Below are 23,403 nucleotides of genomic sequence, written 5' to 3'. Positions count from 1 at the left end.
GGACGCAGAGCGTCCATAGAGGCATTCCCACGCGGAGCGTGGGAACGATCAGGTGTGGATCAAGCCGCTTCCGGCGCCGGGGCGCGACGCACGTCCGGTTGTTTCCAGGAGTCGGCAGCACCTTCTTCGATCGCTTGCTGAATCGCACGTTTGCGACTTTCTTCGGCACGACGGCTGAAGAACCAGACCAGGAACGTCATCAGCGATACCGCCAGCAGAATCAGGCTGGCCACGGCGTTGATCTCGGGTTTCACGCCCAGACGCACTGCCGAGAACACTTCCATCGGCAGGGTCGTCGAACCCGGGCCGGACACGAAGCTCGCCAACACCAGGTCATCCAGGGACAGGGCGAAAGACATCATGCCGCCGGCACCCAAGGATGGCGCGATCATCGGGATGGTGATCAGGAAGAACACCTTCCAAGGCCGCGCACCGAGGTCCATGGCCGCTTCTTCGATGGACAGGTCCAGCTCACGCAAGCGCGCCGACACCACCACCGCCACATACGCCGCACAGAACGTGGTGTGGGCGATCCAGATGGTGATGATGCCCCGCTCCTGTGGCCAACCAATCATCTGCGCCATGGCCACGAACAGCAGCAACAGCGACAGACCGGTGATCACTTCGGGCATCACCAGCGGCGCGGTGACCAGGCCACCGAACAGCGTGCGACCCTTGAAGTGGGTGATACGGGTCAGCACGAACGCCGCCAACGTGCCCAGCGCCACCGCCGCCACCGCCGTGTAGCAGGCGATTTCCAGCGAACGCACCACCGAGCCCATCAGTTGGGTGTTGTCCATCAAACCGACGTACCACTTGATCGACCAGCCGCCCCACACCGTCACCAGTTTGGAGGCGTTGAACGAGTAGATCACCAGGATCAGCATCGGCGCGTAGATGAACAGCAGACCCAGCACCAGCATCAAGCTTGAGAAACGAAAGCGCTTCATTCTTTGCCCTCCATTTCTTTGGCCTGACTACGGTTGAACAGGATGATCGGCACAATCAGGATCGCCAGCATCACCACCGCCAGGGCAGACGCCACCGGCCAGTCACGGTTGTTGAAGAACTCTTGCCAGAGCACTTTACCGATCATCAGGGTTTCCGGGCCGCCGAGCAGTTCCGGGATCACGAACTCACCCACGACCGGGATGAACACCAGCATGCAACCGGCGACGATGCCGTTCTTGGACAGCGGAATGGTGATCTTCCAGAAGCTGTTGAAGGTGCTCGAACCCAGGTCGGAGGCGGCTTCCAGCAAGCTGTTGTCGTGCTTCACCAGGTTGGCGTAGAGCGGCAGGATCATGAACGGCAGGTACGAATACACCACGCCGATATAGACCGCGAGGTTGGTATTGAGGATCTGCAGCGGTTCGTCGATCCAGCCCATGGTCATCAGGAAACCATTGAGTAGACCGTTGTTGCTGAGGATGCCCATCCACGCATAAACGCGGATCAGGATCGCGGTCCAGGTCGGCATCATGATCAGCAGCACCAGCACCGTTTGCAGTTCCTTGCGGGCACTGGCAATGGCATAAGCCATCGGGTAGCCGATCAGCAAACAGAGGACGGTGCTGATCAGCGCCATCTTCAACGAGCCGAGATAGGCGGCGATGTACAACTCGTCGCCGGCCAGCATTGCGTAGTTGCTCAGGTTAAGCAGCAACTGCACTTTTTGGTCGAGGTAGCTATAGATCTCGGTGTACGGCGGAATGGCCACGTCGGCTTCGGCGAAGCTGATCTTCAAGACGATGAAGAACGGCAGCATGAAGAACAGGAACAGCCAGATGAACGGAACCCCGATGACCATCTGACGGCCACCGGGAATTATTCGATTGAGTCGGCGTTTGAATTTGCGCATGTTCATGAGCGAAGTACCACGCCGCTGTCGTCTTCCCAGTACACGTAAACCTGGTCACCCCAGGTTGGGCGCTGACCGCGGCGCTCGGCGTTGGCGACGAAAGACTGGACGATCTTGCCGCTCGGCAGTTCGACGTAGAACACCGAGTGGCCACCAAGGTAGGCGATGTCGTGCACCTTACCGCTGGACCAGTTGTATTCGCAGGTCGGCATGGTCGGCGTCACCAGCAGTTTTTCCGGACGGATCGCGTAGGTCACGGATTTGTCCTGCACCGACGTGCTGATCCCGTGGCCCACGTAAATCTGGCGGTCCAGGTCCTTGCAGGTGATGGTCGCGTGGCCTTCGGCGTCGTCGATCACTTCACCGTCGAAGATGTTGACGTTGCCGATGAACTCGCAGACCAGACGGCTGGTCGGGGTTTCGTAGATGTCGATCGGGCTGCCGATCTGGGCGATCCAGCCCAGGTGCATGATCGCTATGCGCTCGGCCATGGTCATGGCCTCTTCCTGGTCGTGGGTCACCATGACGCAGGTTACGCCGACCCGCTCGATGATCTCGACAAGCTCAAGCTGCATTTGCGAACGCAGCTTCTTGTCCAGAGCACCCATCGGTTCGTCGAGCAGCAACAGCTTCGGTCGCTTGGCCAACGAACGCGCCAGGGCCACACGTTGACGCTGACCACCGGACAACTGATGCGGCTTGCGCTTGGCGTACTGCGTCATCTGAACCAGCTTGAGCATGTCGGCTACGCGAGCATCGACTTCAGCTGCGGGGATTTTGTCCTGCTTGAGGCCGAAGGCGATGTTCTGCGCCACGGTCATGTGCGGGAACAAGGCGTAGGACTGGAACATCATGTTGATCGGCCGCTCGTATGGCGGCATGTCTGTGATGTCGACGCCATCGAGGAAAATGCGCCCCTCCGTGGGCCGTTCGAAGCCTGCGAGCATGCGCAGCAACGTGGATTTGCCCGATCCCGAACCGCCGAGCAGGGCGAAAATCTCGCCTTTCTTGATTTCCAGGGACACATCGTCCACGGCAATCGTCTCGTCGAACTTCTTCGTGACCCGGTCGATTTTGACCAGCACCTGTTTAGGTGACTGGTCGCCCTCGAGGGCTTTCTTATAGGCGCCGGAGGCAACTGCCATTTACGAAACTCCCAACAAAATTTGCAGTTCGCCCGAGGCGAGCGAACCTTGGATAGTTTGAGCCTTGCAGCTATTTACCCGACTTGACCTTGGTCCAGCTGCGGGTCATCAAACGTTGAATGTTTGGTGGTAACTCGATAGACACGTAAGTCTTGTCGAGGACTGCTTGCGGTGGATACACCGATTCGTCGGTGCGAATGGACTGCTCCATCAATGTGTCCGACCCGGGGTTAGGATTGGCGTAACCCACGTAATCGCTGACCTGGGCGATCACCTCAGGTTTCAGCAAATAGTTGATGAAGGCGTGGGCTTCCTTGACGTTGGCCGCATCCTTGGGGATCGCCAGCATGTCGAACCAAAGCGCACCGCCCTCTTTCGGAATCGAGTAGGCGATGTTCATGCCTTTGCCGGCCTCAGCCGCGCGGGCCTTGGCCTGGAACATGTCGCCGGAAAAACCGATCGCCACGCAGATATCGCCGTTGGCGAGGTCCGCGATGTATTTGGACGAGTGGAAATAGGTCACGTAAGGCCGCACCGCCAGCAACTTGGCTTCGGCCTTTTTGTAGTCTTCGGGGTTGGTGCTGTTGGCGTTGAGGCCCATGTAGTTGAGGACCGTGGGCATCATTTCATCGGCGGAATCGAGAAACGCCACGCCACAGGCATGCAGTTTCTTGATGTTCTCCGGCTCGAACACCACATCCCAGGAATCGATCTTGTCGAGGCCCAACACAGCCTTGACCTTATCGACGTTGTAACCGATGCCGTTGGTGCCCCACAAATACGGCACGGCGTACAGGTTACCCGGATCGTTTTGCTCCAGGCGCTTGAGCAGCACCGGGTCGAGGTTGGAATAGTGGGTCAACTTGGACTTGTCGAGCTTCTGGAAAGCACCCGCCTTGATCTGTTTGCCAAGGAAGTGATTAGACGGCACGACCACGTCGTAACCGGTACGCCCGGCCAGCAACTTGCCTTCCAGGGTTTCGTTGGAATCGAAGACGTCATACACCGGCTTGATGCCGGTCTCTTTCTGGAAGTCCGCCAGGGTGGTCGAACCGATGTAGTCCGACCAGTTATAAATATGCACAGTGCCGGCGGCCTGGACACTAACGGCAAGCGTCAGCCCCGCGCCGACCAGCAGTGCATTGCGCAACAAAGAAAAAATAGGCACGTGGAGGTCCTCTAAAATTAGTTGGGCCCAAGTTGCCCCGCGTTACATGACAGCCATGGCTGCCTGGCAACAAAACCGGCGCGCAACTTACCCTCGAAAAACCGTTCCAGCAAAACTTTTATGCAGATACCTGTAGCAGCTGCCGAAGGCTGCGTTAAGGTCCGAAGGACCTTCCCGCGTTTTCAACAGCACAACTGCTTCGCAGTTGGACGCAGCCTGCGGTAGCTGCTACAGGGTTTTACTTATTTACCCGATTTGATCTTGGTCCAACTACGCGTCAGGATCCGCTGGGTCGCGGCCGGCAAGTCGGCAATCGCGTACAGCTTGGCCAGCACGTCCGCTGGCGGGTAGATGCCTGGGTCGGCGGTGATTTCTTTATCGACTAATGCGGTGGCTGCCGCGTTACCGTTCGGAAAGCGTACGGCGTTGGTGATTTCAGCCATGATTTCCGGCTTCTGCAGGAAGGTCATGAACTTGTAGGCGCCCTCGACGTTTTCGGCATCTTTAGGGATGGCGACCATGTCGTAGAAGCTGCCGGCACCTTCTTTCGGAATGTTGTAGCTGACTTTGACCTTGTCACCGGCTTCAGCGGCGCGGGTCTTGGCTTGGTAAACGTCACCCGAGTAACCGATGGCCACGCAGATGTTGCCGTTGGCCAGGTCGGAGATGTACTTGGACGAGTGGAAGTAGCCAATCGAAGGACGGACCTTCAGGAACAGCGCTTCGGCTTCGGCCAGTTGTTTTTTGTCCTGGCTGTCGGTTGGATAGCCCAGGTAGTGCAACGCCACCGGAATCATCTCGGTTGGCGAATCAAGGACGCTGATACCGCACGACTTCAACTTCGCGGCGTTTTCAGGTTTGAAAATCAGGTCCCAGGAATTGGTGGGTGCATCGGCGCCCAGTGCAGCCTTGACCTTCTCGGCATTGAAGCCGATACCGATCGAACCCCACATGTAAGGGAACGCGTGTTCGTTGCCCGGGTCGCTCACCGAAACTGCTTTAAGCAGGTCAGTGTTCAGGTTCTTCCAGTTAGGCAGCTTGGACTTGTCCAGCTTCTGGTAAACACCGGCCTTGATTTGCTTGGCCAGGAAGTTGTTCGACGGTACGACGATGTCGTAGCCGGACTTGCCTGCCAGCAACTTGGCTTCCAGGGTTTCGTTACTGTCGAATACGTCGTAAACAACCTTGATCCCCGACTCGGCTTCGAACTTCTTGACGGTATCCGGTGCGATGTAATCGGACCAGTTGTACACGTGAAGAACCTTGTCGTCTGCCTGAACTGCGCCCGCCATCACGCCCATCAGGGACATGGCGAGGAGGGTCTTGCCAGCTATCTTCATACCTAATGCCTTCATGGGTAATGCTCCAATTTTTCTTTTTAACCACGTTCTTGTTAACCAAGAGCCAGCGGCCTATTCCTGGGCAACAAACAACCGGTAGTCTGGCAAGATCCAAGGCAGGCTTTCAAGGAAAGACCCATCCTTTGTTTGCGCTGAGCGAAATGCAAACTTCACACCCCGCTCAGAGCCTAGCACTTAGCCCTGCAATGCACTCAGGGTCAGGTCCAGACACTTGCGTGCCTTGGTCACCAACTCATCGATTTCTGCCGGTGTAATCACCAGTGGCGGAGCGATGATCATGGTGTCGCCGACGGCGCGCATGATCAGGCCGTTTTCGAAGCAGAACGTGCGGCAGATCATGCCGACGCCCTTGCCTTCGTAACGCTTGCGAGTGGCCTTGTCCTGCACCAGTTCGATCGCCCCCAGCAGCCCTACCCCACGCACTTCACCCACCAGGGGATGATCGTTCAGTTCTCGTAGGCGACTCTGCAAATAGGGTGCCGTTTCTGCATGAACGCGCTCGATAATTTTTTCTTCGCGCAGGATGCGGATGTTTTCCAGTGCCACCGCGGCGGCCACCGGGTGCCCGGAATAGGTGAAGCCGTGGTTGAAATCGCCACCTTCGTTGAGCACCGCCACCACTTCGTCACGCACGATCAGGCCACCCATAGGGATGTAGCCGGACGTCAGGCCTTTGGCGATGGTCATCATGTCGGGTTTGAGGTCGTAGAAATCGCTACCGAACCACTCACCGGTACGGCCGAAACCACAGATCACTTCATCGGCCACGAACAGGATGTCGTACTTGGCGAGGATTTCCTTGATGCGCGGCCAGTAGGTGTCTGGCGGAATGATCACGCCGCCGGCACCCTGGATCGGCTCGGCAATAAAGGCACCGACGTTGTCCACGCCGACTTCCAGAATCTTCTCTTCCAGCTGATTGGCCGCCCAGATACCGAACTCTTCCGGTGTCATCTTGCCGCCTTCAGCGAACCAGTACGGCTGCGCGATGTGGACGATGCCCGGGATCGGCAAGTCGCCTTGTTCGTGCATGTACGTCATGCCACCCAGGCTCGCGCCGGCCACGGTGGAACCGTGATAACCGTTCTTGCGGCTGATGATGACTTTCTTCTTCGGCTGGCCCTTGATCGCCCAGTAGTGACGAACCATACGCAGCATGGTGTCGTTGCCTTCGGAGCCGGAACCGGTGAAGAACACGTGGTTCATACCTTGCGGCGCGATGTCGGCGATGGCCTTGGCCAATTCCAGCACCGGCGGGTGAGCCGTCTGGAAGAACAGGTTGTAGTAAGGCAGTTCGCGCATTTGTTTGCTGGCGGCATCGGCCAGTTCATCGCGACCGTAGCCGATCGCCACGCACCACAGGCCGGCCATGCCGTCGAGGATCTTGTTGCCTTCGCTGTCCCAGAGGTAAACGCCCTTGGCACTGGTGATGATCCGCGGGCCTTTCTCTTTCAGCTGCTTGAAGTCGCTGAACGGGGCCAGGTGGTGATCGTTGCTCAGGGTTTGCCATTCACGGGTTTGCGGGTTGTTGCTGGTCATGCGAATTCTCCTAAGGTTGCAGTGAAAGGCGCGGCGATTTCCGGCCGCGCCCGGCGCATCAGACGGCGAAGAGCAGGAATTCCCGCTCCCACGAACTGATCACGCGCTTGAAGTTTTCATGCTCGGCCCGCTTGACCGCGACGTAGCCAGTGATGAATTTCTTGCCCAGGTACTTCTCGATAGTCACGCTGTGTTCCATGCGTTCCAGCGCGTCTTCGATGGTCAGTGGCAGGCGCAGGTTGCGGCGTTCATAACCACGCCCCACCACCGGCGCACTCGGGTTCAAGCCTTCGACCATGCCGATGTAACCGCAGAGCAGGCTCGCGGCAATCGCCAGGTACGGGTTGGCATCGGCGCCCGGCAGGCGGTTTTCCACCCGACGGTTTTGCGGCCCGGCATCCGGAACCCGCAGGCCCACGGTGCGGTTCTCCTCGCCCCACTCCACGTTCACCGGTGCCGAGGTGTCCGGCAGGAAGCGGCGGAACGAGTTGACGTTAGGCGCGAACAACGGCAACAGCTCGGGGATCAGTTTCTGCAAACCACCGATGTGGTTCAGGAACAGCTGGCTCATGGTCCCGTCTTCATTGGAGAACACGTTCTTGCCGGTTTCGATGTCGATGATGCTCTGGTGCAAGTGCATCGCACTGCCCGGCTCGCCGGTCATGGGCTTGGCCATGAACGTCGCCGCCACGTTGTGCTTGAGCGCGGCTTCGCGCATGGTGCGCTTGAACACCAGGATCTGGTCGGCCAGGGACAAGGCATCGCCGTGACGGAAGTTGATTTCCATCTGCGCCGTGCCGTCCTCGTGGATCAGCGTGTCGAGGTCCAGCTCCTGCAATTCGCACCAGTCGTAGACGTCTTCGAACAACGGATCGAATTCGTTCGCCGCTTCAATCGAGAAGGACTGGCGACCGGTTTCCGGGCGACCTGAGCGGCCAACCGGCGGTTGCAGCGGGAAGTCCGGGTCCTCGCAGCGCTTGGTCAGGTAGAACTCCATTTCTGGCGCCACGATCGGCTGCCAGCCCCTGTCGGAATAGAGTTTCAGAACCTTTTTCAGCACGTTGCGCGGCGACAGCTCGATCGGGTTGCCTTGCTTGTCGTAGGTGTCGTGGATCACCTGAGCGGTAGGCTCGATAGCCCAGGGCACCAGGAACACCGCGTTCTGGTCGGGACGGCAGATCATGTCGATGTCGGCCGGGTCGAGCAGTTCGTAATAGATGTCGTCTTCGACATAGTCGCCGGTCACGGTCTGCAACAGAACGCTCTCGGGCAGGCGCATGCCTTTTTCGGCAATGAACTTGTTGGTCGGCGATATCTTGCCCCGGGTGATCCCGGTCAAGTCGGCGATCATGCATTCGACTTCTGTGATCTTGTGGTCTTTCAACCAATCGGTGAGCTGGTCGAGGTTGTTACTCATAAATGCCTCTTAGGCTTGGTTTCCTGACTCTTATAAGTCAGGCGTTGTTTGACGCATCGGCGTCGCGTTGTAATGCGCGCTTGCGGCAGGCATCGCCAAATGCCTGGAAGATCGCAAGGTAATCCGGGTTTGAGCTTACCTGCCATTCGGGATGCCATTGCACCCCCAAAGCAAAAGCCCTGCCGCCGTTAATTGGCTCTCCACCAACAGAGAACGCCTCAATCAACCCGTCGGGAGCCAGAGCTTCTACGCGAAGGCCCGGCGCCAGGCGTTCAACGCCCTGACCATGAATCGAATTGACGGGTATCTCGCTCGCCAGGCCCAGACCTGCGAGTACACCACCCGGTTGAATGTGCACCGGGTGACTTGGCGCATACTGTCCTTCAAGCGGTAGGCTATCGTCTTCACGGTGATCGATGAATGGACCGGCTTCGTGGACTTTTTGATGCAGGCTGCCGCCAAACGCCACGTTCATTTCCTGGAAACCGCGGCAAATACCGAGCACGGGAATACCGGCCTCGACAGCGGCGCGGATCAACGGGAGCGTGGTGGCATCGCGTGCAGAATCATGAGCGGTGCCCGACGCGCTGGCTGGGCCGCTATAGTGAAACGGTTCTATATTGGAAGGAGAGCCCGTAAAGAGAATGCCATCCAGACCGTCCAGAATATCGGACGGTGCCAGCAAATCAGCCAGGGACGGAAGAATCACCGGCAGGCCCTTGGCCGCTGAGGCCACGGCGCGGACGTACTTGTCGCCACTGATGTGATAAGCATGCAGACCGATCTGCTTAGAGCAGGCGGTCACGCCGATTAACGGCAGGCGAGACATGAAGCACCCCGGTATTATTGGTGTTATGGGTTTGAATCGAGCTTAGCCTTGTTCATTTTTTTACACAACACCCCCGTAAAAAATACAACACGGCCCGCTCAAGCCCGCAGGCGCTAAAGCGCTCAAAGGCATAAAAACGCCCCAAAGTGCCTCAAAAATGCCCCATGGGCGCTTTTTTAGGGCAAAAAAGGCCTCGCTTGACTTCGGCATGCCGTTCGGGTTGACTGAAACCCGAAGAGATCAATGATTGATATTTTTAACAACAAAGGTGTTGCATCATGTCGGTACCCCCGCGTGCCGTTCAGCTTAACGAAGCGAACGCGTTCCTTAAGGAACATCCTGAGGTTCTGTACGTTGACCTTCTGATTGCGGATATGAATGGTGTGGTGCGCGGCAAGCGCATTGAACGCACCAGCCTCCACAAGGTTTACGAGAAAGGCATCAACCTGCCGGCCTCTCTATTTGCTCTGGATATCAATGGCTCGACGGTCGAAAGCACCGGCCTGGGCCTGGACATCGGCGATGCTGACCGAATCTGCTATCCAATCCCTGACACCCTGTGCAACGAGCCTTGGCAGAAGCGCCCTACCGCGCAACTGTTAATGACCATGCACGAACTCGAAGGTGAACCTTTCTTCGCGGATCCCCGTGAAGTCTTGCGTCAAGTTGTTACCAAGTTCGACGAGATGGGCCTGACCATCTGCGCTGCGTTCGAACTGGAGTTCTACCTGATTGACCAGGAGAACGTGAACGGTCGCCCACAACCGCCTCGCTCACCGATCTCCGGCAAGCGCCCGCATTCGACACAGGTTTACCTGATCGACGACCTCGACGAATACGTCGACTGCCTCCAGGACATTCTGGAAGGTGCGAAAGAGCAAGGCATCCCTGCCGACGCGATCGTCAAGGAAAGTGCCCCGGCGCAGTTCGAAGTGAACTTGCACCACGTGGCCGACCCGATCAAGGCCTGCGACTATGCAGTTCTGCTCAAGCGTCTGATCAAAAACATCGCCTACGACCATGAGATGGACACGACCTTCATGGCCAAGCCTTACCCGGGCCAGGCGGGTAACGGTCTGCACGTCCACATCTCGATTCTTGATAAAGATGGCAAAAACATTTTTGCCAGTGAGGATCCCGAGCAGAACGCCGCACTGCGTCACGCGATCGGCGGTGTGCTCGAGACCCTACCGGCGCAGATGGCTTTTCTCTGCCCGAACGTCAACTCCTACCGTCGTTTCGGCGCACAGTTCTATGTGCCGAATGCACCGTGCTGGGGTCTGGACAACCGTACTGTTGCGGTGCGTGTGCCGACTGGTTCCGCCGACGCGGTCCGTCTGGAACACCGCGTTGCCGGCGCCGATGCCAACCCGTACCTGCTGATGGCTTCGGTCCTGGCAGGCGTGCACCACGGTCTGACCAACAAGATCGAGCCAGGCGCACCCGTGGAAGGCAACTCCTACGAGCAGAACGAGCAAAGCCTGCCGAACAACCTGCGCGATGCATTGCGCGAGCTGGACGACAGCGAAGTCATGGCCAAGTACATCGATCCGAAATACATCGATATCTTCGTCGCGTGTAAAGAGAGCGAGCTGGAGGAGTTCGAACACTCCATCTCTGACCTCGAATACAACTGGTACCTGCATACCGTGTAAGCGGTTGCAGTAAAAACAACGCCGCAGGCTGAAAAAGCCTGCGGCGTTTTTTTATGGCCGCCTGCGGCGGTTCGCGGGCAAGCCTCGCTCCTACGGGTTCGTGTCGAACCCAAAATCCCGTGATCGTCGCGATCCCGTAGGAGCGAGGCTTGCCCGCGAAGGCGGCCGAGAAGACAACACACAACTCGACTCGTACAATGCCCGCTGCCCCGCAGGAGACACCAATGACCCGACTCGCCACCCCACGCAAACCCCGCGCACGCAGCCAGGCCCGGATCGATTCGATACTCGATGCCGCCCGCACGCTGCTGGCTGCCGAGGGCGTGGCCAGCCTGTCGATCTACAGCGTCGCCGAACGCGCGGAGATCCCGCCCTCCTCCGTCTACCACTTCTTTGCCAGCGTCCCGGCGCTGCTCGAAGCCCTGACGGCCGACGTCCACGCGGCGTTCCGTGCCTGCCTGCAAGCACCCATCGACCACGACGCCCTGAACGGCTGGCGCGATCTGTCGCGACTGGTGGAGCAACGCATGCTCGCGATCTACAGCGAGGACGCCGCCGCCCGCCAGCTCATTCTTGCCCAGCACGGGTTGACTGAGGTCACCCAGGCCGACCGTCAGCACGACATCGAACTCGGCGACCTGATGCACAAACTCTTCGACCATCACTTCGAACTGCCGAGGCTGCCGATGGACGTCGATGTGTTTGCGTTGGCCATGGAGCTCGGCGACCGCGTCTATGCGCGCTCGGTGCAACAACACGGACAGATCACCCCGCGCATGGCCGAAGAAGGCATGCGGGTATTCGATGCCTATTTGGGCCTGTACTTGCCGCCCTATCTGCCCAAGCGTGGCGCGTAACGCAACGAGGTGTTCATGGCGAACGTTCCAGACAACTACCTAGGCGTGTGGCAACGACGCCTGATCAAATTCCAGTCGGGGCGCGTCGACAGCGAAACGGCCGTGTACTGGCTGCAAACCCCGCGTTTGTTTGCCGACCTGCGCATCCCGCCTGCAGCGCTTCCGGCCTTACCGCTGGAACAACTGAATCACGCTGACCTGCTGACCCTGAGCGAGCAAAAAGGCTTCGCCGGCGTGACCCAGGTCAACGGTGACATTTGCCAGTGGCATCGCAAACTCGACTATCAGCCGGTCAGCGCCGAGGAAGACATCGGGCGCATGCACTTTGAAACCAGTGAGCGCCTGATCGAAACCGCCCTGGACGATAGCTACTACGAGATCTGGGAGCGGCTGCCGGACTCTCGCGGCACCTGTCGTGGTCAGTGGTTGCAAGCGGTCGATGATCCGGCGCGATTTGCCGGCCTGGTGCTGGCCGGCGACTACTTTCTGTTCGCCGTCAGCCGCGCCGTCGCGCTGACACCCGGCGGTCATTTGCGTGAACACATCGACTCGGCCACCGCACAGGCGCGGCTCGCCTGCGAACTGTCCTTCGGTCGTCACCACGGCGGGCAAACGCCGTGGCAGATCGACTACTCCACACTTCCCATGCAGAACGGACAGCCACTATTGCCGGCTGACATCGATCCGCTTTCACGCGAGCTGTTCAGCGACCCACGCCTGCTGTCTTCACTCGGCACCTATGCACCTGCCGCCGGTTGGCGCTGCGCGCCCGAGCCCTGAACACACGCCTGACTATAGAGCCGAACGCAGAGCGTCCGTAGAGGCATTCCCACGCAGAGCGTGGGAACGATCAGGGCTAAAACCCTTCGGGGTTGTTGTTTGCACACGCGCTTACAACTTGGCGATCGACACCTCCGTGGATTTCACAAACGCGATCACTTCGCTGCCGACCACCAGCTCGAGCTCTTTCACCGAGCGAGTGGTGATCACCGAGGTGACGATGCCGGACGCGGTCTGTACGTCGATTTCCGACAGCACGTCACCGAGTACGATTTCCTTGATGGAGCCTTTGAACTGGTTACGAACGTTGATGGCTTTGATAGTCATGATGTTGATTCCTGTCGTTGGATAAGGCTTGAGTTATTGAGCCCAACGCAATTGCGTGGGCAATGGTGAAACAGGTTCCGGCGCCGGCGGTTCGCCGGGTAACGCCAGCACGCGATTGAGGACCTCGGTTTCCAGCGCCGCCAGCCGATGGGAGCCGCGAACCCGAGGGCGCGGCAACTCGACGTGCAGGTCGAGGCCGACTTCGCCCTCTTCGATCAGGATCACCCGATCGGCAATCGCCACCGCTTCACTGACGTCGTGGGTGACCAGCAACACGGTGAAACCGTGCTTCTGCCAGAGCCGCTCGATCAACTGCTGCATTTCAATTCGGGTCAGCGCATCCAGCGCGCCCAGCGGTTCGTCCAGCAACAGCAAACGCGGTTGATGGATCAGCGCGCGGGCCAGGGCCACACGCTGCTTTTGCCCGCCGGACAAGGCGGCCGGCCATTCATTGGCGCGGTCTGCCAGACCGACCGATTCCAAGGCTTCCAGCGCTTGTGGCCGCCAGTTGCCCTTGAGCCCGAGGCCGACGTTGTCGATGACCTTTTTCCATGGCAGCAAACGCGCTTCCTGGAACATCAGGCGGGTGTCTTCTCGTGCATCACTCAGCGGCGCGGAACCGGCCAGCAGTTCACCGCCCGTGGGTTTGTCGAGGCCGGCGAGCAAGCGCAGCAAGGTACTTTTGCCGCAACCGCTACGCCCGACCACGGCCACAAACTGACCGGCCGGAATGTGCAGATCGATCTCACGCAGCACCTGCCGCGAGCCGAAGGTTTTTTGCAGCTTGCGCACTGCCAGCGGAATCCCGCGCAGCAGGCGTGGAGGTTGTTGAGCCGTCATGCTGCACCTCCCTTGGTAACCTGATAGGCCGGGTGCCAGCGCAACCACACGCGTTCAAGCCCACGGGCCGCGAGGTCGGCGAGTTTGCCGAGCACGGCGTACAAGAGAATCGCCAGCACCACCACGTCGGTCTGCAAGAACTCCCGGGCATTCATCGCCAGGTAGCCAATGCCGGAGCTCGCAGAAATGGTTTCCGCCACGATCAGGGTCAACCACATGAAACCGAGGGCGAAGCGCACACCGACCAGAATCGAAGGCAGCGCGCCCGGCAGGATCACCTGACGGAACAGGCTGAAACCGGACAAGCCATAACTGCGGGACATTTCCACCAGCGCCGGATCGACGTTGCGGATGCCGTGATAGGTGTTGAGGTAGATCGGGAACAACGTGCCCAACGCCACCAGGAAAATCTTCGCCGACTCATCAATGCCGAACCACAGAATCACCAACGGAATCAGCGCCAGGTGTGGCACGTTACGGATCATCTGCACCGAACTGTCGAGCAGGCGCTCGCCCCATTTCGACAGGCCGGTGATGAAACCCAGCGTCAGACCGATGCTGCCGCCGATGGCGAAGCCCAGCGCTGCGCGCCAGCCGCTGATCGCCAGGTGAGTCCAGATTTCACCGCTGCGCACCAGACTGACGCCGGCTTCGATGACCGCAATCGGTGCCGGCAGAATCCGTGTCGACAACCAGCCCGCCGACACCGACAACTGCCACACCGCCAGCAGCAAAACAGGTAACGCCCAGGGCGCAAGACTGTGGATAAGTTTCTTCATGGCGCGCCTCAGCTCTGCGACGCGGCTTTGGGGAGGATGTCGTTGGCGACCATCTCACCAAACGGGCTGACGTAACCGGCGCTTTTTGGCAACTCTGGACGTTCGATGTCCAGGTGCGGGAACAGCAACTCGGCAACGCGGTAAGACTCTTCCAGGTGTGGATAACCGGAGAAGATAAACGTGTCGATGCCCAGGTCCGCGTATTCCTTCACGCGGGCGGCCACGGTTGGACCGTCGCCCACCAGCGCCGTGCCAGCACCGCCGCGCACCAGGCCGACACCGGCCCACAGGTTGGGGCTGACTTCCAGATTGTCGCGGCTGCCGCCGTGCAATGCGGCCATGCGTTGCTGACCGACCGAGTCGAAGCGCGCCAGAGAGGCCTGGGCACGAGCGATGGTTTCATCGTCGAGGTGAGAGATCAGTCGATCCGCCGCTTGCCAGGCTTCAGCATTGGTTTCGCGAACGATCACGTGCAAACGAATGCCGAAGCGCACGGTGCGGCCGAGCTTCGCGGCTTTGGCACGCACTTGTTCGATCTTCTCGGCAACGGCTGCGGGCGGTTCGCCCCAGGTCAGCACCATTTCCACTTGTTCAGCAGCCAGGTCTTGCGCCGCTTCCGAAGATCCACCGAAGTACAGCGGTGGACGCGGTTGCTGGATCGGCGGATAGAGCAACTTCGCCCCCTTCACGCTGATGTGCTGACCGTCGTAATCGACGGTTTCGCCTTCCAGCACGCGGCGCCAGATACGGGTGAACTCCACCGAGGCTTGATAACGTTCTTCGTGAGTCAGGAACAAACCGTCGCCGGCCAATTCTTCCGGATCACCGCCGGTTACCAGGTTGAACAACGCACGACCGCCGGACAGGCGATCCAGCGTCGCGGCCTGACGCGCTGCGACCGTCGGGGAAATGATCCCGGGGCGCAGGGCGACGAGGAATTTCAAACGCTGGGTCACCGGGATCAGCGACGCCGCTACCAGCCACGAGTCTTCGCACGAGCGACCGGTAGGAATCAGCACCCCGCCGAAGCCCAGACGATCCGCCGCTTGCGCGACTTGTTGCAGATAACCGTGGTCGACGGCGCGAGCGCCTTCGGCGGTGCCAAGGTAATGGCCGTCGCCGTGGGTAGGCAGGAACCAGAAGATATTGAGGCTCATGGAGTGGTCTCCTTAGGAATCGAATTACTGAGCTTTGGCAACGGCCGCCGGTGGCGTCCAGATCACGTCTTTGATGCTCAGCGGCTTTGGAATCAGCTTGAGCTGATAGAAGCTGTCGGCGATTTTCTGTTGGGCGGCGACCACTTCAGGCGTGAGGAACAGCGCGCCGTAACCCTGGCGTTTCATCGAAGTCAGGGTGATGTCCGCCGGCAGACCGAGCAGCGGTGAGACTTGTTTAGTCACGTCCTCGGGATTGGCCTTGGACCATTCGCCGACCGCGCGCACCTCTTCCACCAAGGTCTTGATCACCTCAGGATTTTTCTGCGCATAAGGCTTGGTCGCGAGGTAGAACTGATGGTTGTCGACGATGCCTTGGCCATCACGCAGGGTGCGTGCTTGAAGTTGCTGTTCGGCGGCAGCCTGGTACGGGTCCCAGATCACCCAGGCATCGACGCTGCCACGCTCGAACGCGGCGCGGGCATCGGCGGGCGGCAGGAATACGGTTTGGATGTCGGTGTATTTGAGACCGGCATCTTCCAGAGCACGGACCAGCAAGTAGTGAACGTTGGAGCCTTTGTTCAGGACAACTTTCTTGCCCTTGAGGTCCTGCACCGATTTGATCGCCGAGTCCTTCGGCACCAGGATCGCTTCGCTGTGAGGCGCAGGCGGTTCGTAAGCGACGTAGAGCAGATCGGCGCCGGCGGCTTGAGCGAATACGGGTGGCGTTTCACCGGTAACGCCGAAGTCGATGGAGCCGACGTTCAGGCCTTCAAGCAGTTGTGGGCCGCCAGGGAATTCAGTCCATTGCACTTCCACACCTTGGGCGGCGAGGCGTTTTTCAAGTGTGCCTTTGGCTTTGAGCAGTACCAACGTGCCGTACTTTTGATAACCGATTCTTAGCGTCTCGGCCTGAGCTTGAGAAATAACGCCGAAGGACACAGCCGCAGCAAACAGAGCGACCAGACCACGACGCAAAATGACAGTGCGCATAGCGCTCTCCTTTTTGCAGTTGGGTTTTGGCTGCACCTGCTAAGCCGTTAGCGGCTGAGTAAGGTGAGTGGATCAAATTCAGGTGTGGCTTAAGTGCTGGCTTAAATGCTCCAGCGAGCACTCAATAAACGTTCATTCAACAGGTTCGGATCGATCGGCTTGGGCCGTCGGGCCATGGCGCTGAAAAACAGCTCCAGCGATTCATTCAATCGTTGTTCCAGCTCGGGTACCAACTGCGCCTGGGCGCTGCCTTCGCCGTAAGCGATCTGGCTGTCCACGGCGAAAATCCCGTGGAGCATTTCCTGGGCTTTCAACGCCGACAGCACCGGCTTCAGCGCGTAATCCACCGCGAGCATGTGGGCGATGCTGCCGCCGGTGGCCATTGGCAAAACCACCTTGTGGGCCAGGGCGCGCTCGGGCAGCAGGTCCAGCACGGTTTTCAATGCGCCGGAGAACGAGGCCTTGTACACCGGTGTAGCGATCAGCAGGCCATCGGCGTTTTCAATCTGCTGCAACAGGTCAATCACCTTCGGACTGTCGAAGCGTGCATGCAGCAAGTCTTCGGCCGGGAAGTCCCGTACCTGGTAACTCACCACTTCCACACCTTGCTCCTGCAACCAGCGTTGGGAGCGCTCCAGCAGCACCCCGGAACGGGAGCGTTGGCTGGGACTGCCACCGAGTGAGACGACCAGCATTCAGACGATTCCTTGAACGGTGTTGGCGATTCGCGGTTTGCGATCTCGCTTTGGTGGAGCGACCTTAACAGGTGATTGTTATATCCATAAATCATATTTGTTCATTTGGTTATGCTTTGTAGATCTATGTGAAACAGCTTAGTCCAGGCAAAAAAATGGGCCGTAGGAACGGCCCGAAATCCCCTGCTGATCGTTCCCACGCTCTGCGTGGGAATGCATCCATGGACGCTCCGCGTCCAAAGTGACGCGGAGCGTCACGGGCGGCGTTCCCACGCGGAGCACTCATCGTTCTACACAACTCTCGATGAGCGCACGCTGGGCGTCTAATGCGATAACAAACTCACGTATTCGTTGCATCCCTATCCACATGGCCTTGGGGCCGGGAGGTCCGTCATTTTTACGCCCCAAGTAGCCTCCCAGGCTCGTGACCAGTAAAACCATTTCTCCTAAAGAAGGGGGCGCAGTGGGCGGTTGGCACCGTTTGACCACGATATAGGCTGCTTTCCACTCCGAAGCCTCAAACACCATCTCGCAGCTTAGATCGGGACAAGCACGTCCCAGCATCAGGCTGTACAGCACACGCCAGGTCGTGATCAGGTACAAACCAATGCAGGGCAACAACCGTTCCTCGGTCTCCAGCTGCAATCGACTGACCTGACAACCATTCTTCAGCACATTGAAAAACACTTCGATAGACCAGCGTACCCCGTACCACTCAACCACGGTGCTCGCCTGCTCCAGGCTAGTGACCGGCAGACTGGTCAGCAGCAGCCACTCCAGAGGTTCAACACCGTCTATGGCGTTTTCTTCACGGGCCAACACAGCATTGATCGAGACGCTGGGCAATTTATAACCCGGCCTGTCGGGGGCACGCAGGGTCACGGTTGCCGCGCGCAAGGTGACATCAGCCAGTCGGGCGGGGCGCTGGGGACGAGCTTTGACTTCAACCTTGAGTGTTCCCAAGGACGGTGCCTGATCCAGTGCCGACCACAACTTCCCGTTGTCAGCCCCCAGCAAGCGCCTGTCTTGAGCCGCCCGCACGATCCATTGGGCCCGGGTGTCTGGACTGAACTCTTGATGATCAACAAACCATTCGTACAGATCGCCCTCAGCATCGGCGAGGTTGACCACCAGGGTCTGCGGTAGCTGCCCCTGAATCGCGCAACTGGTTTGATAACTGTCAATCCAGCGCTGACTCTCTTTCTCATCAATCCCTTTATCTCGGCGCTCATGGCGGGGGCTCGGTTTATCGCGGCTCCACCACTGAGCATCGACGACGCCCAGACAAATACGTTCGGGGGTAAAGGCAATGGTTGGGTGCAGACGTCGAGAAAACTTCTTCTGCGCCTTGATCGTGCCCATCCCTTTGGGACCGAGATTGACCCATTTGTCCATCTCGGTCGTGTCTTGCGCCAACAGCACCACGGGACTGCTTTGCATCCGTTGCAGGGTCGCGTCCTGATGGGGCCGCAACACCTTCTGGAACGTGACTTTCTCATTATCAAGAAATCGATAGGCCGCCGTGGTTTCTGCCAGCCCTCGACAAGCGGTCGGGATGCTGTTGCCGGGATGATCGGCTAGGCGTCCTAAAAAGCTGGCGAGCCTGGCATTTAAACGGCCATCACCCAAGTCGGCGGTTTTCATTTCGTCCTGTGCCCAATTCAATCTTCGTTCTCCATTTCTTCGAGTTTCAAAAATACTTGAAAACAGAGTTATGTAGAACGATGAGCGCGGAGCATGGGAACGATCGATATTCAACGATTCGGCTGTGGCGTCAGACGCAGGTACGGCTTCACCGCGCGATAGCCCTTGGGAAAACGTTTCTGGATTTCGTCTTCATCCTTGAGCGATGGCACGATCACCACTTCATCACCGTCCTGCCAGTTGGCCGGTGTGGCCACCTTGTAGTTGTCGGTGAGTTGCAGCGAGTCGATCACTCGCAGAATTTCATGGAAGTTACGGCCGGTGCTCGCCGGGTAGGTGATGGTCAGTCGAACCTTTTTGTTCGGGTCGATCACGAACAGCGAGCGCACGGTCAGGGTGTCGTTGGCGTTCGGATGGATCAGGTCGTAAAGGTCCGACACCTTGCGGTCGGCGTCGGCGAGGATCGGGAAGTTGACGAGGGTGTTCTGGGTTTCGTTGATGTCCTCGATCCACTTGTGGTGCGAGTCCACCGGGTCCACGGACAGGGCAATGGCTTTCACACCGCGCTGGGCAAATTCGTCCTTGAGCTTGGCAGTGAAGCCCAACTCAGTGGTGCACACCGGGGTGAAGTCCGCCGGGTGGGAAAACAGCACGCCCCAGCTATCGCCCAACCATTCGTGGAAACGGAGGGTGCCGGCGCTGGAATCCTGTTCGAAGTCGGGGGCGATATCGCCCAGTCTGAGGCTCATGGTGCTGCTCCTGGTGAGTGCTTGTTGAGGCCAACTGTGCCTGCATTTCTTATTCATTAAAAAGAATAAATATCGATTTATTTAGATCGTAAATGAATATTAAAAATGTGTTCATTGGACCTCGGCGACGATCAGGACGACTATCGCCCACAAGGTTCGAGAAGGCCTTGAGTTGCTGCACAAAGAGGGAAATTTCGAGGAGGGTTTACGGGGGTGAGCCTGACTTGAAAACGCAAAAGCCCCGCCCGGCGTGATGCCGGGCGGGGCTTTTTTTACTTCAGTGTCGCGAGCGCTATTACAACAGCGGGATCGAGTAGCTGACGATCAGACGGTTCTCGTCCTGGTCGCGTTGGCCTGGGACGTCGTTGCGCCACATGGCGTTTTTCCACGTGAAGCCCAGGTTTTTCAGTGCGCCTTCCTGGACTACGTACGCCAGGGTCAGGTCGCGTTCCCATTCGGAACGGCCGGTAGCGTTGACGTTAGCCTGAGCAACACCCACTTTACCGGTGGTGTCGATGTTATCGCCACGCAGGTAAACGATGCCGGCAGTAGCGCCTGGCAGGCCAAGCTTGGCGAAGTCATACGAGTAGCGAGCTTGCCAGGTACGTTCGCCGGCACGGGCGAACTTGGCGATCTGCATGTCGGTAGTGAGGTAAGCCGACGAGCCGTCACCCTGGTTCAGCCAAGGGAAGTCGCTGTTACCGTTGCTGACCTGGTAACCGCCACCGAAGGTGTGACCGGCAACCGAGTACAGGAACAGGCCGCTATACAGGTTGTTGTCGACTTTGCCTTTGGTGATGCCCGTACCGTAGTCACCCGTGGTGAAATAGGCGGAGTCATGGCCGTTGGCGCCATCGTCGCGGCTGTTGAAGTAACGGAAGTCAGACTTCAGTACACCCGGACCGATCGACCAGTTGTGAACCAGACCCAGGAAGTGCTGCTTGTAGAAATCTTCCAGGTTGCCGTAGTAGTACTGGGCAGTCAGGTCTTTGGTGATTTTGTAGTCGCCACCACCGTAGATGAACTTGTTGCTGTCACGACCAGCAGCCGTGTGAGCGTTGGAGCCAGCAATCGACAACTCTTCGTTGTTGCTGGAGTTACGACCCTTGGCGTGCTCGATCTGACCACCGACCAGTGTCAGGTCCTTGATCTCGTTCGAGGTGATTTGACCACCTTGAAAGGTTTGCGGCAGCAGACGGCCATCGTTGGTCACGATAACCGGCAGTTTTGGCTGCAGAGTGCCCAACTTCAGTTCGGTCTGGGAGATCTTGGCTTTGGCAGTCAGGCCCAGGCTGGAGAAGTTATCAACCGCTTCGCCGTTGGACTTGCTTGGGAAAACTGTGCCGCCGTAAGAAGTGGAGGTAGCGCCGTTTGTGCCGCCGCCCGAATCCAGACGCACGCCCAGCAGGCCGATAGCATCAATACCGAAGCCAACGGTGCCTTGGGTGTAGCCGGAGATGAAGCGCAGGTCGAAGCCTTGACCCCATTCTTCAGCCTTGCTTTGAACGCCAGCGGCCTTGGCCCTGGCGGTACCTGCATCGGAGTCACGGTTATCGTTGTTGATGTAGAAGTTACGCAGCCCCAAAGTAGCCTTGCTGTCTTCGATGAAACCGGCGGCGCCTGCCTGCTGCGCCAAAACCCCTACGGCCACAGCCAGGGCCAAGGTGGACTTGTTCATTTGTTTCGCTCCTATCGTTTCTAATTCTGTGGTCCTGGGTCGAATGCCCTGGATCCTGAAATGCGTGGTGAGAGCCAGACCGCACCGTGCGCGTCTACGGTCGTGGACTACCCACATAATTTGGGCCCGCATGTTAAACCTAAAAAAAATTATTTCATCATTTTTCATGCCATTCAGGAATATAGCGTCGTGCTACTACTCCGCGTCGGGACACAGGGTATCGGCGCACAAGCCACCCACTTTAGGCGTTTGGGTTAAAAGCTAAAAAGAATAAAAAATTACTATCTAAGCTCAATTTGGAATATTAGAAAAAACACAAAAAAAACCTCGCCAACGGGCGAGGCTTTTCTCTGGTGGCTATTACAGGAAGCTGTAGGTGTAGTTGAAGATCAGACGGGTCTGATCAACATCGGGGTTGTTGGAGACTTCACTGCCACGGTAGACGCCATTACGCAACGTCACGCCGAAACCTTTGAGGGCACCCTGCTGGACGGTGTAGTCGATCCGCATGTCGCGTTCCCACTCGGATGCATCAGGGCCATTGCCGGTCGTGGCTTTGATATCGTCGCCATGCAGGTAGGCGACCGACGCTTTCAGACCTGGTACACCCAGGCTGGCGAAGTCGTAGCTGTACTGACCGAAGGTGGTGTTTTCACCGGCACGGATAAAGCTGTTAACCATGGAGTCGGTGAACAGATAGAAGCTGGTGCCCCCGTTCCCTTCTGGACGGTTATTGCCATCAACCACGTTGCCCTGGTTCAGCATGACGAAGCCGCCGTCATCGTTGACGCGCTGGTGGCCGACCAGGAAGGCGTTGCCACCCAGGGTGTAGGTGAACATGGCGCTCCAGGTCTTGTTATCGACCTCGCCCGGGTTCTTGGCGAAACCGTTGTTGTTGTTGAAGCGGTAGCCCACGTCGCCGTTCTTGCCGTCGGAGCTGCTGTCGAAATAACGGATATCGGTTTTGAACGACTGGTTCGGGGCGATCTGGTACACGTGCACCAGGCCGAGGAAGCTCTGCTTGTAGTAGTCTTCCAGGTTCGCGTAGTAGTACTGCAGCATGAGGTCTTTGGTGACCTTCCAGTCAGCACCGGCGTAACGGAACTGGTTGCTGTCCTGAGTACCGCCCGCCACTGCCAGGCCGGTGGAGTTGGACGATGCACGACCGGCCGAGTGTTCCAGCTGACCTGCGTTGAAGGTCACGTTGTCGATTTCTTTCGAGGTGATGGTGCCACCGTCAAAGGTCTGTGGCAGCAGACGGCTGTCGTTCGATAAAAGGATCGGCAACTGGGGTGCCAGAGCGCCACCCAGGTGGGCCTCGGTCTTCGAGAAGCGGGCCTTGACGTTGGCCGCCGCACGGCTCCACTCGTCCACGGCCGAACCATCGCTATCGCTTGGGAAGAAGCTGTTGCTATCCGGATGATGCCCCTTGCCGCCGTCCAGATGGATGCCGACCATCGCCTGAGCGTCGATACCAAAACCAACGGTACCTTGGGTGAAACCAGACAGGTAATCGAACTTGAGACCTTCGGCGGTTTCTCGCTGGCTGTTAGCAGGAGTATTGGCACCTTCCCGGAAATCGTTGTTGTAATACATCGTGCGAGAACTGACGGAAGCCTTGCTGTCTTCCAGGAAACCCGCAGCGCCTGCCTGCTGCGCCAAAACCCCAACAGCCACGGCCAGAGCCAAGGTGGACTTGTTCATTGTTTCACTCCTCTCGTTTCTAATTCTTGTGTTCCTGGCCCTGGGTCGAATGCCCTGGATCCTAAGATGCGCGATTAGCGCCAGACCGTGACTCACAAGTCAATCGTAACTATGTGTGTCTACGACCATAGTCTAATCCCCGGTTATTTGGTCCTTGCGGGGTCATGAATTCGTCATAAACCCAAAAAGAATTGGTTAATTCTTTTTTTCATACCTTTTAGGAATACA

General features: G+C 58.3%; 21 protein-coding genes. 3 read left to right on the top strand and 18 right to left on the bottom strand.

Translation table 11 applies throughout. The annotated features are described in order from the left end of the window. Window positions 1-59: 59 nt before the first annotated feature. From ACYZT5_RS26010 to ACYZT5_RS25975, 8 genes are all read right to left on the bottom strand, one after another. The gene (locus ACYZT5_RS26010) at window positions 60-950 is read right to left on the bottom strand and encodes an ABC transporter permease subunit (protein WP_462043749.1); all 891 of its coding nucleotides are present in this window, start codon (window positions 948-950) and stop codon (window positions 60-62) included. Continuing rightward, window positions 947-1,828, bottom strand: a complete 882-nt coding sequence (locus tag ACYZT5_RS26005; protein ID WP_462052312.1) for an ABC transporter permease subunit — start codon at window positions 1,826-1,828, stop codon at window positions 947-949. Before ACYZT5_RS26005 ends, ACYZT5_RS26010 begins: the two co-directional genes overlap by 4 nt. A 35-nt stretch (window positions 1,829-1,863) precedes the next feature. Further along, the gene (locus tag ACYZT5_RS26000) at window positions 1,864-3,006 is read right to left on the bottom strand and encodes an ABC transporter ATP-binding protein (RefSeq protein WP_008150457.1); all 1,143 of its coding nucleotides are present in this window, start codon (window positions 3,004-3,006) and stop codon (window positions 1,864-1,866) included. 70 nt (window positions 3,007-3,076) lie between these two features. Further along, on the bottom strand, window positions 3,077-4,174 hold the full coding sequence (locus ACYZT5_RS25995; RefSeq protein WP_462047991.1) for a polyamine ABC transporter substrate-binding protein: 1,098 nt from the start codon (window positions 4,172-4,174) through the stop codon (window positions 3,077-3,079). Window positions 4,175-4,416: 242 nt separating this feature from the next. Beyond that, entirely contained in the window at window positions 4,417-5,514 is a 1,098-nt protein-coding gene (locus tag ACYZT5_RS25990; protein ID WP_462052311.1) for a polyamine ABC transporter substrate-binding protein, read from the bottom strand. 195 nt (window positions 5,515-5,709) lie between these two features. After that, complete coding sequence (locus tag ACYZT5_RS25985) at window positions 5,710-7,074, bottom strand: aspartate aminotransferase family protein (protein WP_462047990.1); 1,365 nt, start codon at window positions 7,072-7,074, stop codon at window positions 5,710-5,712. 58 nt (window positions 7,075-7,132) lie between these two features. Then, window positions 7,133-8,491, bottom strand: coding sequence for a glutamine synthetase family protein (locus ACYZT5_RS25980; protein WP_462047988.1), 1,359 nt, complete (start codon window positions 8,489-8,491; stop codon window positions 7,133-7,135). A 37-nt stretch (window positions 8,492-8,528) separates the two neighbouring features. Further along, on the bottom strand, window positions 8,529-9,320 hold the full coding sequence (locus ACYZT5_RS25975) for a gamma-glutamyl-gamma-aminobutyrate hydrolase family protein (RefSeq protein WP_462047987.1): 792 nt from the start codon (window positions 9,318-9,320) through the stop codon (window positions 8,529-8,531). A gap of 278 nt (window positions 9,321-9,598) precedes the next feature. On the opposite strand from ACYZT5_RS25975, the gene ACYZT5_RS25970 reads away from it, so the two are divergent. The 3 genes from ACYZT5_RS25970 to ACYZT5_RS25960 all read left to right on the top strand — a co-directional run bounded on the left by ACYZT5_RS25970 (window position 9,599) and on the right by ACYZT5_RS25960 (window position 12,612). Next, on the top strand, window positions 9,599-10,975 hold the full coding sequence (locus tag ACYZT5_RS25970; RefSeq protein WP_458508777.1) for a glutamine synthetase family protein: 1,377 nt from the start codon (window positions 9,599-9,601) through the stop codon (window positions 10,973-10,975). A gap of 224 nt (window positions 10,976-11,199) precedes the next feature. Beyond that, a complete protein-coding gene (locus ACYZT5_RS25965) occupies window positions 11,200-11,832 on the top strand; it encodes a TetR/AcrR family transcriptional regulator (protein ID WP_462047986.1) in 633 nt (210 codons plus the stop codon). 15 nt (window positions 11,833-11,847) lie between these two features. Further along, window positions 11,848-12,612 carry a hypothetical protein gene (locus ACYZT5_RS25960; RefSeq protein ID WP_462047985.1) on the top strand — a complete coding sequence of 255 codons (765 nt, stop codon included), beginning with the start codon at window positions 11,848-11,850 and terminating at the stop codon, window positions 12,610-12,612. Window positions 12,613-12,723: 111 nt separating this feature from the next. Here the strand turns inward: ACYZT5_RS25960 and ACYZT5_RS25955 are convergent, their stop codons facing one another. From ACYZT5_RS25955 to ACYZT5_RS25910, 10 genes are all read right to left on the bottom strand, one after another. After that, entirely contained in the window at window positions 12,724-12,939 is a 216-nt protein-coding gene (locus ACYZT5_RS25955; protein ID WP_003229256.1) for a TOBE domain-containing protein, read from the bottom strand. Between the two features lie 33 nt (window positions 12,940-12,972). Further along, complete coding sequence (ssuB, locus tag ACYZT5_RS25950; protein ID WP_462047983.1) at window positions 12,973-13,779, bottom strand: aliphatic sulfonates ABC transporter ATP-binding protein; 807 nt, start codon at window positions 13,777-13,779, stop codon at window positions 12,973-12,975. After that, entirely contained in the window at window positions 13,776-14,558 is a 783-nt protein-coding gene (gene ssuC / locus ACYZT5_RS25945) for an aliphatic sulfonate ABC transporter permease SsuC (RefSeq protein ID WP_462047982.1), read from the bottom strand. Before ssuC ends, ssuB begins: the two co-directional genes overlap by 4 nt. An 8-nt stretch (window positions 14,559-14,566) precedes the next feature. After that, window positions 14,567-15,715, bottom strand: coding sequence for an FMNH2-dependent alkanesulfonate monooxygenase (ssuD, locus tag ACYZT5_RS25940; protein WP_154856029.1), 1,149 nt, complete (start codon window positions 15,713-15,715; stop codon window positions 14,567-14,569). Between the two features lie 24 nt (window positions 15,716-15,739). After that, window positions 15,740-16,705: a sulfonate ABC transporter substrate-binding protein gene (locus ACYZT5_RS25935; protein ID WP_462047981.1), complete on the bottom strand. Its 966-nt coding sequence runs from the start codon at window positions 16,703-16,705 to the stop codon at window positions 15,740-15,742. A gap of 101 nt (window positions 16,706-16,806) precedes the next feature. Continuing rightward, window positions 16,807-17,400, bottom strand: coding sequence for an NADPH-dependent FMN reductase (gene ssuE / locus ACYZT5_RS25930; protein WP_462047980.1), 594 nt, complete (start codon window positions 17,398-17,400; stop codon window positions 16,807-16,809). Between the two features lie 282 nt (window positions 17,401-17,682). Beyond that, entirely contained in the window at window positions 17,683-19,044 is a 1,362-nt protein-coding gene (locus ACYZT5_RS25925) for an IS4 family transposase (protein ID WP_462047420.1), read from the bottom strand. 110 nt (window positions 19,045-19,154) lie between these two features. Next, on the bottom strand, window positions 19,155-19,793 hold the full coding sequence (locus ACYZT5_RS25920) for a peroxiredoxin (protein WP_462043737.1): 639 nt from the start codon (window positions 19,791-19,793) through the stop codon (window positions 19,155-19,157). Window positions 19,794-20,088: 295 nt separating this feature from the next. Then, on the bottom strand, window positions 20,089-21,471 hold the full coding sequence (locus ACYZT5_RS25915) for an OprD family porin (protein WP_462047979.1): 1,383 nt from the start codon (window positions 21,469-21,471) through the stop codon (window positions 20,089-20,091). Window positions 21,472-21,831: 360 nt separating this feature from the next. After that, window positions 21,832-23,175: an OprD family porin gene (locus tag ACYZT5_RS25910; protein ID WP_462047978.1), complete on the bottom strand. Its 1,344-nt coding sequence runs from the start codon at window positions 23,173-23,175 to the stop codon at window positions 21,832-21,834. Window positions 23,176-23,403: the final 228 nt, after the last annotated feature.

Source organism: Pseudomonas sp. LB3P14 (assembly GCF_054898045.1).
This window is presented reverse-complemented; position numbering and strand designations above follow the sequence as displayed.

Excerpts from the sequence above, each read along its gene's own strand:
- ACYZT5_RS26010 (WP_462043749.1), bottom strand. The coding sequence starts at position 950 with ATGAAGCGCTTTCGTTTCTCAAGCTTGATGCTGGTGCTGGGTCTGCTG.
- ACYZT5_RS26000 (WP_008150457.1), bottom strand. The coding sequence starts at position 3,006 with ATGGCAGTTGCCTCCGGCGCCTATAAGAAAGCCCTCGAGGGCGACCAG.
- ACYZT5_RS25990 (WP_462052311.1), bottom strand. The coding sequence starts at position 5,514 with ATGAAGATAGCTGGCAAGACCCTCCTCGCCATGTCCCTGATGGGCGTG.
- ACYZT5_RS25985 (WP_462047990.1), bottom strand. The coding sequence starts at position 7,074 with ATGACCAGCAACAACCCGCAAACCCGTGAATGGCAAACCCTGAGCAAC.
- ACYZT5_RS25980 (WP_462047988.1), bottom strand. The coding sequence starts at position 8,491 with ATGAGTAACAACCTCGACCAGCTCACCGATTGGTTGAAAGACCACAAG.
- ACYZT5_RS25975 (WP_462047987.1), bottom strand. The coding sequence starts at position 9,320 with ATGTCTCGCCTGCCGTTAATCGGCGTGACCGCCTGCTCTAAGCAGATC.
- ACYZT5_RS25970 (WP_458508777.1), top strand. The coding sequence starts at position 9,599 with ATGTCGGTACCCCCGCGTGCCGTTCAGCTTAACGAAGCGAACGCGTTC.
- ACYZT5_RS25965 (WP_462047986.1), top strand. The coding sequence starts at position 11,200 with ATGACCCGACTCGCCACCCCACGCAAACCCCGCGCACGCAGCCAGGCC.
- ACYZT5_RS25960 (WP_462047985.1), top strand. The coding sequence starts at position 11,848 with ATGGCGAACGTTCCAGACAACTACCTAGGCGTGTGGCAACGACGCCTG.
- ACYZT5_RS25955 (WP_003229256.1), bottom strand. The coding sequence starts at position 12,939 with ATGACTATCAAAGCCATCAACGTTCGTAACCAGTTCAAAGGCTCCATC.
- ssuB (WP_462047983.1), bottom strand. The coding sequence starts at position 13,779 with ATGACGGCTCAACAACCTCCACGCCTGCTGCGCGGGATTCCGCTGGCA.
- ssuC (WP_462047982.1), bottom strand. The coding sequence starts at position 14,558 with ATGAAGAAACTTATCCACAGTCTTGCGCCCTGGGCGTTACCTGTTTTG.
- ssuD (WP_154856029.1), bottom strand. The coding sequence starts at position 15,715 with ATGAGCCTCAATATCTTCTGGTTCCTGCCTACCCACGGCGACGGCCAT.
- ACYZT5_RS25935 (WP_462047981.1), bottom strand. The coding sequence starts at position 16,705 with ATGCGCACTGTCATTTTGCGTCGTGGTCTGGTCGCTCTGTTTGCTGCG.
- ssuE (WP_462047980.1), bottom strand. The coding sequence starts at position 17,400 with ATGCTGGTCGTCTCACTCGGTGGCAGTCCCAGCCAACGCTCCCGTTCC.
- ACYZT5_RS25925 (WP_462047420.1), bottom strand. The coding sequence starts at position 19,044 with ATGAAAACCGCCGACTTGGGTGATGGCCGTTTAAATGCCAGGCTCGCC.
- ACYZT5_RS25920 (WP_462043737.1), bottom strand. The coding sequence starts at position 19,793 with ATGAGCCTCAGACTGGGCGATATCGCCCCCGACTTCGAACAGGATTCC.
- ACYZT5_RS25915 (WP_462047979.1), bottom strand. The coding sequence starts at position 21,471 with ATGAACAAGTCCACCTTGGCCCTGGCTGTGGCCGTAGGGGTTTTGGCG.
- ACYZT5_RS25910 (WP_462047978.1), bottom strand. The coding sequence starts at position 23,175 with ATGAACAAGTCCACCTTGGCTCTGGCCGTGGCTGTTGGGGTTTTGGCG.